This is a genomic window from Nocardia sp. BSTN01, from assembly GCF_015354405.1.
Taxonomy (GTDB): domain Bacteria; phylum Actinomycetota; class Actinomycetes; order Mycobacteriales; family Mycobacteriaceae; genus Nocardia.
Window position 1 is genome coordinate 1 of record NZ_JADKYP010000106.1, and the last position, 9,696, is coordinate 9,696.

Below are 9,696 nucleotides of genomic sequence, written 5' to 3' on the forward strand. Positions count from 1 at the left end.
TGGGCCGCAGCGTTCGGCGTGGCTACGCTCGACGGACTGTTCGATATGACACCGGTCGAGGACGCACTGCCGCTGTTCGATGCCGCGATCCGGCGGTTCAACGAAGACCCCGAGGCGTTGCGCCCCTTGCTGGCGGCCGACGATCCGGTCGGGCTGCGCGGCAACCGCGGCGCCCTGATCAAGATCTATCAGCACATGGCGCAGCTCGGCGGCACGATCTCCGGCGCGGTCGACGAAACCCCCACCCCGGCGGGCCTCACCAGCGCGTGAGCACGTATCTGCGGCGGCACTGGCCGTTGGCATGGGCAGGTTGGCGCGACCTCGACAGTCTTCACGCACGGCCCGACGAGAATCCGGTGCAGAAACCGTGGGCCCGCGTGAACTCGAACCGCCCCGTCCAGTTGGTCAACAACCAACTCGTTATTGCCGACGCGTTGGCGACACCGTTCCAAGTGGGCGGGGTCAGCTACGAAATGATGCCGTTCACACCGAATTACGGATGCGAATTCGAGATCCGGATCGACGGCAACATCATTCAGCAGCAGTTCTTCGCGATGGCGTTGTCGAGTTCGTGGACAAAGGTCGGGTTCTCCGACCTGACCGAAGTGCCGATGATCGCGGTGTGGCGTGACGTCGCGAGCACGACCCAGAACCTACGCGTGATCGTGTACCGGAATGTCGCGACAATCGACACGCTCGCGCAGTCCGGCAGCATCAACGGACTGATCAACAACAACTGGTATCGCATCGCGATGTGGGTCGAGCGCGATCGGTTCGTCCGCGTCTACATCAACAACACGCTGTATTTCGCGTATTGGCTGCCCGCGCAATACAAAACCGGTCTGCTGCGCCGCGGGATCAACCTGCTCAACCAAACCACGAACCCCGCCTACATTCGCAATTTTATCCTGTACGACCGCAAATCGGATTTCCCCACTATGGTCGCCGCGGATTGGGCGTTGCAGCACAGCGACGATTTCAGCCGCGCCGATGGCGCGGTGAACGGTGGATGGACTCAGTACGGGACCGCGGCCGGCATCGTCGGCGGCAAGTGGTCGAGCACCGGAACAACGAACGGCAGCCGCGGTCTCGTCTCCGACACCGGCGCCACCGACGGCCGCCAACGTGTCGAAGGGGTATTCGGGTCGGCTCCGAACGGCACCGCCGATTCGAGTCTGCTGCTGCGCGTTTCCGCCGACGGCTCGACCGGGCTGGCCGCGAACTACTACTCGGGCGCGATCTACCTCGCCCGCTTCACGGGCGGGCTGACGAACCCGACCATGCTCGATTACCAGAACACCCCGATCACTCTCGACGGCACTCAGCCGGCCGCATTCAGCTGCGACGCGCAGCACGCGTGGATCGAGATCGGGGGACAGACCGTGCTGATGGCCGATCTCAATGGCGCAGTGCCCGTGGCTGATTCGTGGGCCGGTGCCCGAGTCGAGCGCACATCGGGCGTGAACTCGCCGTCCTGGGACGCACTGAGCGTCTATCGCGCTGCCTGAGCAGAGGAGACACCCATGACCGTGATCACGGACAAGATCACTGACCTCGCCGGGCTCGCCGAGCCCGACAATATCGTGTTCGAAACGACCGCGATCCGCCAGAACGCCGCGGGCACACAGATCGTCAACACCCGCCGACACCGCTATCCGCCCGACGAGGACGGCCAGTTCACCACCGACGACCTCGACCCCGGGCCCGCCCGGGTGTGGATCGGTCTCGGCGCCTACGACATCGAGATCCCCGACTACGACTCCCCGGTCCGGCTCGGCCCGCTGATCGAGGCCGGCCTACCTGTGCCCGCCGAGGAGGTCGCCCGCGCGGTCGTCAACGGCGGGGGAGTCGCGCGCATCAAGGCCGTCTCTCAGTCGGAATTCGGTGAGCTCACCAGCCTCGACCCCGAGACCTTCTACGGCGTGTTCCCTGATCCGTAACGACCCCAACAACTTTCAACCAAAGGAGTACCGACAATGGCGCACGTCGCGAAGTTCTACGGCAAATTCCTGCTGTCGCTGGCGAACAAAGAAATCAACCTCAACACCGACACGTTCAAGGTCATGCTCTGCTCGAGCCTGTACGTGCCCGACCAGGACGCGCACCAGTACAAGAGCTCGGTCACGAACGAGATCAGCGGCACCGGCTACACCGCCGGCGGCCAGACCGTGTCGCCGCTGACCATCACTTACAACGCGGCGACCAATCAGCTCGTCATCGACTGCCCCGACGCACAATGGGCGTCGGCGAGCTTCACCGCGCGCGTCGCGGTCCTGTACGACGCGACACCAGCCAGCGACTCGACGCGCCCGCTGATCGGCTACATCCTGTTCGATTCCGATATCCCGGTCACGTCGTCGACGTTCACCGTGCAGTGGGATTCGACCGGCGTCGCGACGCTCACGGCGGCCTGATGCCCGAACCCGGACTGTATCGGCGGGGCGTCGCCCCGGTATTCCTGCGGTGGGTCGACGCCGACGGCGTGGTGCACCCGATCGTGCAGGTCTACCTCGGCGACAAACTGCTATTCGACGGCACTGTGCCCGGGCATGTCTTCGCCCCGGTCATGGAGGCCGCGGCGGCGATGCGTGTGCCCACCGTGCACGCCGGTCGCACGATCGCCGTGCCGCGCATGGCGGCCACGGCAGATATGGTGCCGCCCATCGTGTTCGGCGGCGCCGTGATCATGGCGCCGCCCATGACCGCCGCGGCGGCGATGCTGGCGCCCGATGTCATCGTGCCCGCCACCGTGATTGTGCCGCCGATGACCGCGGTCGCAGCGATGATGGCGCCGAGCACACAGCTCGCATCGGGCATCGTGAACCCGCCGCGGATGCGTGCGACCGCCGAGATGCTGCCGCCGGAACTGATCAGCGCCGGCGCCGTGGTGGCCGTGCCGCCGATGACCGCGAACGCGGACATGCTGCCGCCCATCGTGTTCGGCGGCGTGATCGTCGCCGCCCCCATCATGCAGGGCACCGCCGAAGCGATCACCCCGTCGATATCGGCCGGCGCGAAGCTGACCGCCCCCGGGGCCGCCGCAACCGCGGCGATGCTCACCCCGTCCGTGCATGCCGGCGCGACCGTCACGGTGCCGCCGATGACCGCAACCGCGGCAATGATCCCGCCATCGGACGTCGGCGACCTCGTGCCTTACCCGAGCGACGACCTGTATCCGTCGGACGACCTCTTTCCAGGAGCGCCGTAGTGTCATTCATCAAGAAGATTTGGCAGCCCAAACCGTCCACGGCCACGCCGATCAACGCAACGGAACTCAACCGCATCGAGGACGGCATCGACGCCCTGTATGGGCCGCTGGTGACCCGCACCCTGTCGTACACCAACGGCGGCCTCGGCGGTTCGGTCACCCCTACCGGGAACCCGTGGGCGTCCGGCACGGCGGCATCGTGGCGGTACGTGGTCAAGCTGCCCGAGGCCACGAACTGGTGGCGGATCAAAATCCGCAACTACGACACCCCCGCAGCCGCAACCAAAACGGCGCTGACCGGCAAAAAGATTCTGTTCGGTACACACGCGCGGTCGAGTGGGACCGGCACCGCGGGCGAGACCGGCACATTCGCAGGGTCGACAGCGACCACCGTGGTTGGCTCCGACTTCGCGATCCCTGGCGACAGTTCGTACTACACGTCGCCGAAGGTGACCGCGGCCGGTGATCAGTTCCAGCCCGGCGTCGAGCACTTGCTCGCCATCGGCGCGACCGCAGCGAGCTCGCTCGCGGTGCAGTCCGGCGCCGGCCGCGCCTGGTACTGGAGCAACGCCACGTCCGGGGTCGACCCGACGATCGCGGGATCGGCGGCCACGAACCAGACCGCATGGATCCCGCTCGACTGGGTGATCGAATACGAGACGACCAGCCGCCGACGCGCGTACCTCGTCGTCGGCGACTCGATCACCGAGGGGATCGCCGGACCGCGCGGCACCACCAGCCAAACTCCCACCGCGCTGTGGCGGTCGTACCCGTGGCAGTGGGCCGCGGCGAACAATGCGCTCGTGACGAACATGTCGATTGCGGGCATCACGGCCGTATATTTCGCGGGCTCGTCAGCCGCGGCGTGGAGCAGGCTCGACCACAGCGCCGCCTTCTACGACGGCGCCATAATCGCGCTGGGCAGCAACGACATCAACGCCAACCGCACGCTCGCGCAGCTGCAGGCCGACATTCTCAGCACGATTACCAACGTGCGCACCATCATCGGGTCGACCGCGCCGATCTATATCGGCAACGTCATCGCCCGGTCGCTGGGCACCACCCCCGAGGGTGTGCGGCTGGACTTCAACAGCTGGCTCGCGGAACGGCCGACCGCGCTGCTCAACGGTGGACTGATCGACTTCGACGCAGCCACCCGCGGCACAACCACAACCGCGCTGTGGCCGGCCTACACCGCCGACACCATCCACCCGTCATGGGCTGGGCAAGCACGGCTGGCCGAGGCGCTCAAGCTCGCGATGCCGTGATCCGGATCGCCGCCCAATAGCAGCACCCACCGACAGATATCGCCCCGCCGGAATCGTTCCCGGCGGGGCGATTTCGTGTGTCTGCGGTCAGGGCTTGCGGCCGATCGCCGCGTACGTCGACACCTCGGACTCGCTGGCCTTGCCGATCAGCGGTGTGAAGATGCCCGGCTCATCGAGCGCCAGGCGCTCGAAGTGCGCGCTGATCTGCTCACGGGTGCGCGGCCGATACGGTATCCCGCGTTCGCCGTACAGCCGGGCAATGTCGTCGATCTGCTCGGCCGCGTGATCGGGGGTCGCCGCGCACAGCACGAGGACAGACCCAGACGGCAGCGGCGAGAGCAGAGCGCGCACCAAGCTCACCGAATCGGACTGACTCACAATGTGCTCGACCACCCCGACCAGCGACACCGCGACCGGCTCGGCGAAGTCGAAGCGTTGCCGGGCGTACTCGATGATCGACTCCAGATCGCTGAGATCTCCGTAGAACCAGCTCACACCCTCACCGACCGACATCGCGCGCCCGTGACATAACACGACCGGATCATGATCGACGTAGATCACCTGCGCGTCCGGCACCTCACGCTGCGCGACGAGGTGCACCGAAGGGTTGAAGCCAGCCCCGATGTCGAGGTACTGCTGCACGCCCGACCGCGCGAGCGCCTCGATTGCGTCGCGGTGGAACGCTCGGCTCGCCTGCACCGCCGTGCGGGCACCCGGATACCTCGCGACGATCCGCTCACCCAGAATGCGATCCAGTTCGTAGTGGTCTTTGCCCCACTCGAGATAGCTCCGCACCCGCGCCGACTGCGCCGTCGCTATCGATTCGGCGAGCCGGTCGAGGAGCTGTTCACTGGTCGGCTGGCTCATGCGCGCCCCCTCGTCGGCGCGATCCGGTCACGCTCGGCCCACCACTTGACCGCATCAGCAACCGCGGCGACGTATTCGCCCGAAGGGCGGGGGAAGCGTCGCGTGGGCGTGCAATCGTTCGGCTCGCGCTGCGGCAGGCCCGTCACAGCAGGCTCTCACGCTTGGGGCGGGTCACGCGACCCGCGGCGACCAGTGCATCGAATGCGGCGGCCTTGCATCCGCATTCACTCAGCGAGCAGGCGCCGTGCAGCTGCGTCACGATGTGCGCCACGTCCGGGCTGTACGCCTGCTCTGGCGCGTCGTGCGAGAGCATGACCGGCGGCAGGTAGATCGGCCGCGAGACCTGCCGCACGCTGCTTGATGGCGAAGGCGCGTTCACCGGTGTCGGCATATCGCCACGGTCGAACAACGCGTCGCGCCCGACCACGATCGCGGCCACGATGCCCGCGATCAAAGCCACGCCGACGAGCGTCCAGAGTGCCGCTGTCGAGCCGCTCATGCGACCGCCGCCGAACGCTGCATGATGCGCTCGCCCTCGACCGTGATCAGCAGCGCACGCTGGCGAATGTGCTCATCGATCCCGTCAACGTGCTGCAGGTCCGGCACGATCACGGCCTCAGCACCGGCATGGCGGATCGCGTTGGTCACCGTGACGAGCGGCCCTTCGCGGTCCGGATCGATCTCGACGAGCTGCTCGTGCAGCCGGTAGCCGAGCCGCTCTGCGAGGCCGACCATGTCAGCCTCGTCGTTGCCGCCGCGAATCTCTATGCGCAGCACCGCAATTGCGATGCGCTTGATGTCGGTATTCATGGGATCGCCTCTCGTGCAGGTTGAGTGGCGCCCGCCGGCGAGGCTGCCGCACCCGGCGGCGGGGCGTGCAATCAGCGTGGCTGCCTGCGGCTATGCCGACTGGTGGGCGCGTACCACCTCGTGAGGTGGTGGAAATCCCACCACCTCAGTCGGTGGCGCGTTGCCACCACCTCGACCCGCACTCGCCGGTACTCTGGAATTCGCGTCTTCGCGGATGCACTTGCCCCCGGCCGACGGGCCGGGGGTATCGCGAAGGGGCCCACCGGATATCCGCGAAGAAGGTGCATTCATATGCCCATCCCTGACGAGTCCGCCGCGAAGACCATCGGCGCCCGTATTCAAGAGATCCGCGTCCGTAAGGGCGTATCCCGCGGCGTAATCGCCGGCCTCGTCGGAATGTCCGAGGAATGGCTACGGGATGTCGAGAAAGGCCGCCGCAAGGATGTGCCGCCGCTCGACATGTTGCTCAAGATCGGGCAGGCGCTCGCTGTGCGAGACCTCACCGAAATCACTGGAGAGCACGAGTTGTTGGTCGGAGTATCCCGTCGCGCTGGGCATCCCGTTGTGCCCGCGATCCGTGAGGCGATCGAATCGGTCGACCTCACCCCGGTAGCGCCCGCGGTGGACCCGACCGAGCTACGTGCGCGCGTCGAGCGCGCCTGGCGGCTGTGGCATACCTCGACCACGCCGCGTGCTGACGCGGGTGCCATGCTGCCCGACCTCATCCGCGACGGCCGCCGCGCGCTGCGCACACTGTCGGGGCAGCCACGGCGTGACGCCGCAGCGGCGCTCTCTGGCGCGTACGCGCTGTCCGAGCAGGTGCTTGCATGGGTCGCGGACGCGCCGCTGCTGTGGCTCGCCGCCGATCGGTGCATGTCGGCCGCCGAGATCGCCGACGATCCGATCACGCTGGCTGCGGCGTCGTGGGTGCTGGGCAACGTCTGGCGCTCAACCTCGCGCGAGGAAGACGCCTACCGGCTCACGCAGGACGCGATCGCACTGCTCGAGCCGCGCCTCGACGGCGACCAGGACGCGCAAGCTCTGTGGGGCTCGTGCCATCTGCACAGCGCGATCACTGCGGCCCGTCTCGGCCGCGAGGGCGACGCGCTGCGCGGCATAGACCAGGCAATGGGCATGGCCCGGGCGCTGCCCGCCGGCACCGCGCATCCGTGGACGTTGTTCGGTGTCGAGAACGCCGAGATCTCGGCGGTCTCTGTCCAGGTGGATATGCGGAAATCCGGCGGCGCGCTCGAAGCGGCATCGGTCGTCGACCCCGATGCGATCCCCTCGGTCGACCGCCGGGCCCGGATGTGGCTGGAACTGTCGCGGGCGTATGGGCAGCAGAAAGATTGGATCGGCACCCTCGGCGCGTTGAAAACGGCGACCGCGGTATCCGAGGAGTCGATGCGCTGCCATCCGCTGTCGCGCAACCTCGCGGCCGAACTGGTCGACCGCGGCGGCAAGATCGTCGAGCGCGAGGCGCGCTCGCTGGCGAACCGTCTCGGCGTCACCGCGTAGGCCGGCTATCGAATGCCGTGTGATGGCAGTCCGGGCCGGGCGGCGGTGTGTAGATCACATCGCCGCACTCGGCGCACGCGTGCGTTCGATGCGACCGATTCGGCGCCGCGGCGCATGCTTGCGAGCCGACGATCACCGAGCGGTCGGCGAGTAGGTTGTGCCCGTTGCGGCATTCAATCGGCCGAGCCTCGGCCCACCGGCCGCCGGTGATCTGCCACAGCTTGCCCGGATCGACCTCGCCGACACCGCGCACCATGTAGCGCGGCAGGAATTCGTCGGCATCCGAGGACATGGCCGCGATGGTAGCGCCGCCGTGTCGGTGGCTGTCGGTAGCATCGCTCCCGGCATTTGGCAGAGGCTCATCGCAAAACCGGCCCGGACCATCACGGTCCGGGCCGGTTGCGTGTCTACGGCTGCCAGTGCAATTCGGGCGCCGAGTATCTCGGCTCATGGCCACCGCGGAACAGTCGGTCGAGCCATGCCACTATCGCGCTGCGGCTGATGGCCGCCGCACGATCCGGGGGCACCGTCCCACACAGGTCGGCGCCTCCGCCGAGCGCGCACAGGTCCGATGCCGAGTAGTGGCCGCCGCCGGGCATCGCGACGTGGTCGAAACGCTCGTCGCGGAAAGGCCCCCAGCTCGCGGTCCATTCGCCGGTCAGGTCGAACAGCAGCGCCGGCAGATCGGTAGTCGGGGCGTCAGCGACCCCCGCCCATCCGGCGGGCCCGTCGATCGAGACTGCGGCGCGCACTCGCGGATCGCTGCCGAGCAATTGCACAGCTGCCGTTCCGCCGTAGCTGTGCCCGAGCGTGGCGACCTGGTCGAGGTCGATATGCGGCCCAACGATCGGCAGCCCGACGAGGCGGTCGAGCACGAGTCGCATATCGGCGGTGCGCGCGGCCAGCTGGTCGCGCATGTACTCGGTGTCCGGGTTCGGCGCGGTGCCGAGGATGATTCGCCCGTCGGGTAGTTCGACCGCCGGGCTCTCGCTGGTGTGGTCGATGGCCACGACCGCATAACCGCGGCTCGCGAGTTCGGCAGCGAGACCCGACAGAATGAACCGCGGCGTTCCCATGCCCGGGGAGACCACCACAATCGGCAGCCGGTCACCATCAACCGGCGCGCCCTCGGTCGCTGCGGCCTGCGCCCCGATCATCGCCGCCGCAGCCGCCGGGGCGTGCATCCACTCCGCGGCACGGGCCGCGATCTGTGCCTGCGCTGCAGGACCGGTCGCCGGAACGTACGGCGCGGGCTCTCCGCTCTCGGCCGCCGGGTACCACGCCGAGACCATGATCGTGCGGCCGTGATCGGTGAGTGCGGTGTCTATCCGGCCGACCACATGAGCGCCAGCCGGAGCGGCGACGGGTGAGGGATGCAGCGCCACCGCGCGACACGAGGATCCAGTACCGCAGGAAAGTTCGTCGGCGAGGGCCCATCTAGCACCGGTGCACAGCAGGACCGAAGCCGCCGCAATGGAGGCGATGACTCGTGCGATCATCGTTCGCCCGCCCGGTCCCATGCCGCGCGGTCGACGATGCACCACACGCGGACATCTCCGAAGCGGCCGAGCGCAGCGCCGAACCACATCCGCTGCCCCGGAAGAGTGTCCTCACTCTCGGCCAGGCCGAGCCGCTCGGCCCACTGCTGCGCGACCTCGACGAAGCGACCGGGATAGGTGAAGTACGCGACCTGGCCGCTGAGCACAGGTCTGCGGCGGCCGGACTCGTATCGGTGGGACCAGGCGAGCGGGGGAAGGTCCGGGGCGAGGGCATTCGTGTACGCGGTGGCGGCGGCATCGAGTGCCTTATCGAGTTCGTAATCGTCGATCGTGAGCGGTGTGCGGGCGGGCTCGACAGCAGTCATCTACGCGGCTTCCGTTCGGGTTGACGGCTGTTGATGCCATCAACATCTGAGTGGAAACCCGCAGGTCGCGGCGCGGCGTCAAATAATCGCGAGATTCACTGAGACGCAGGTCAGGAGCTAAAAACCAGGGAATTTGAAGGGGTTCGAGTCCCCTTAGCTCC

Annotated in this window: 13 protein-coding genes; 7 read left to right on the forward strand and 6 right to left on the reverse strand. The window is 67.5% G+C overall.

Annotation, left to right across the window (positions count from 1 at the left end):
* From IRT45_RS35400 to IRT45_RS35425, 6 genes are all read left to right on the forward strand, one after another.
* Positions 1-270 (forward strand): hypothetical protein (locus tag IRT45_RS35400; RefSeq protein ID WP_228535962.1); only part of this gene is annotated, 270 nt, incomplete at its 5' end.
* Positions 271-377: 107 nt separating this feature from the next.
* Positions 378-1,508: a hypothetical protein gene (locus IRT45_RS35405; RefSeq protein ID WP_194810119.1), complete on the forward strand. Its 1,131-nt coding sequence runs from the start codon at positions 378-380 to the stop codon at positions 1,506-1,508.
* A gap of 15 nt (positions 1,509-1,523) precedes the next feature.
* Entirely contained in the window at positions 1,524-1,940 is a 417-nt protein-coding gene (locus IRT45_RS35410; RefSeq protein WP_194810120.1) for a hypothetical protein, read from the forward strand.
* A 36-nt stretch (positions 1,941-1,976) separates the two neighbouring features.
* Positions 1,977-2,414 carry a hypothetical protein gene (locus IRT45_RS35415; protein ID WP_194810121.1) on the forward strand — a complete coding sequence of 146 codons (438 nt, stop codon included), beginning with the start codon at positions 1,977-1,979 and terminating at the stop codon, positions 2,412-2,414.
* Positions 2,414-3,208, forward strand: a complete 795-nt coding sequence (locus IRT45_RS35420) for a hypothetical protein (protein ID WP_194810122.1) — start codon at positions 2,414-2,416, stop codon at positions 3,206-3,208. The genes IRT45_RS35415 and IRT45_RS35420 overlap by 1 nt, the downstream gene beginning before the upstream one ends.
* Positions 3,208-4,476 (forward strand): SGNH/GDSL hydrolase family protein, encoded by a 1,269-nt coding sequence (locus tag IRT45_RS35425; protein WP_194810123.1) that lies wholly within the window; start codon positions 3,208-3,210, stop codon positions 4,474-4,476. Before IRT45_RS35420 ends, IRT45_RS35425 begins: the two co-directional genes overlap by 1 nt.
* A gap of 87 nt (positions 4,477-4,563) precedes the next feature.
* On the opposite strand, the gene IRT45_RS35430 is transcribed toward IRT45_RS35425, so the two are convergent.
* From IRT45_RS35430 to IRT45_RS35440, 3 genes are all read right to left on the reverse strand, one after another.
* On the reverse strand, positions 4,564-5,343 hold the full coding sequence (locus IRT45_RS35430; protein ID WP_194810124.1) for an SAM-dependent methyltransferase: 780 nt from the start codon (positions 5,341-5,343) through the stop codon (positions 4,564-4,566).
* Between the two features lie 142 nt (positions 5,344-5,485).
* Entirely contained in the window at positions 5,486-5,842 is a 357-nt protein-coding gene (locus IRT45_RS35435; protein WP_194810125.1) for a hypothetical protein, read from the reverse strand.
* The gene (locus IRT45_RS35440; RefSeq protein WP_194810126.1) at positions 5,839-6,153 is read right to left on the reverse strand and encodes a hypothetical protein; all 315 of its coding nucleotides are present in this window, start codon (positions 6,151-6,153) and stop codon (positions 5,839-5,841) included. Before IRT45_RS35440 ends, IRT45_RS35435 begins: the two co-directional genes overlap by 4 nt.
* Positions 6,154-6,444: 291 nt before the next feature.
* Here IRT45_RS35440 and IRT45_RS35445 point away from each other — a divergent pair, with 291 nt between their 5' ends.
* Entirely contained in the window at positions 6,445-7,671 is a 1,227-nt protein-coding gene (locus IRT45_RS35445; protein ID WP_194810130.1) for a helix-turn-helix domain-containing protein, read from the forward strand.
* On the opposite strand, the gene IRT45_RS35450 is transcribed toward IRT45_RS35445, so the two are convergent.
* From IRT45_RS35450 to IRT45_RS35460, 3 genes are all read right to left on the reverse strand, one after another.
* Positions 7,661-7,963 (reverse strand): hypothetical protein, encoded by a 303-nt coding sequence (locus IRT45_RS35450; RefSeq protein WP_194810127.1) that lies wholly within the window; start codon positions 7,961-7,963, stop codon positions 7,661-7,663. The genes IRT45_RS35445 and IRT45_RS35450 overlap by 11 nt on opposite strands.
* Before the next feature lie 115 nt (positions 7,964-8,078).
* Complete coding sequence (locus tag IRT45_RS35455) at positions 8,079-9,170, reverse strand: hypothetical protein (RefSeq protein ID WP_194810128.1); 1,092 nt, start codon at positions 9,168-9,170, stop codon at positions 8,079-8,081.
* Positions 9,167-9,535, reverse strand: coding sequence for a hypothetical protein (locus IRT45_RS35460; RefSeq protein ID WP_194810129.1), 369 nt, complete (start codon positions 9,533-9,535; stop codon positions 9,167-9,169). The genes IRT45_RS35455 and IRT45_RS35460 overlap by 4 nt, the downstream gene beginning before the upstream one ends.
* Positions 9,536-9,696: the final 161 nt, after the last annotated feature.

Excerpts from the sequence above, each read along its gene's own strand:
- IRT45_RS35435 (WP_194810125.1), bottom strand. The coding sequence starts at position 5,842 with ATGAGCGGCTCGACAGCGGCACTCTGGACGCTCGTCGGCGTGGCTTTG.
- IRT45_RS35450 (WP_194810127.1), bottom strand. The coding sequence starts at position 7,963 with ATGTCCTCGGATGCCGACGAATTCCTGCCGCGCTACATGGTGCGCGGT.
- IRT45_RS35415 (WP_194810121.1), top strand. The coding sequence starts at position 1,977 with ATGGCGCACGTCGCGAAGTTCTACGGCAAATTCCTGCTGTCGCTGGCG.
- IRT45_RS35455 (WP_194810128.1), bottom strand. The coding sequence starts at position 9,170 with ATGATCGCACGAGTCATCGCCTCCATTGCGGCGGCTTCGGTCCTGCTG.
- IRT45_RS35410 (WP_194810120.1), top strand. The coding sequence starts at position 1,524 with ATGACCGTGATCACGGACAAGATCACTGACCTCGCCGGGCTCGCCGAG.
- IRT45_RS35445 (WP_194810130.1), top strand. The coding sequence starts at position 6,445 with ATGCCCATCCCTGACGAGTCCGCCGCGAAGACCATCGGCGCCCGTATT.
- IRT45_RS35440 (WP_194810126.1), bottom strand. The coding sequence starts at position 6,153 with ATGAATACCGACATCAAGCGCATCGCAATTGCGGTGCTGCGCATAGAG.
- IRT45_RS35430 (WP_194810124.1), bottom strand. The coding sequence starts at position 5,343 with ATGAGCCAGCCGACCAGTGAACAGCTCCTCGACCGGCTCGCCGAATCG.
- IRT45_RS35460 (WP_194810129.1), bottom strand. The coding sequence starts at position 9,535 with ATGACTGCTGTCGAGCCCGCCCGCACACCGCTCACGATCGACGATTAC.
- IRT45_RS35420 (WP_194810122.1), top strand. The coding sequence starts at position 2,414 with ATGCCCGAACCCGGACTGTATCGGCGGGGCGTCGCCCCGGTATTCCTG.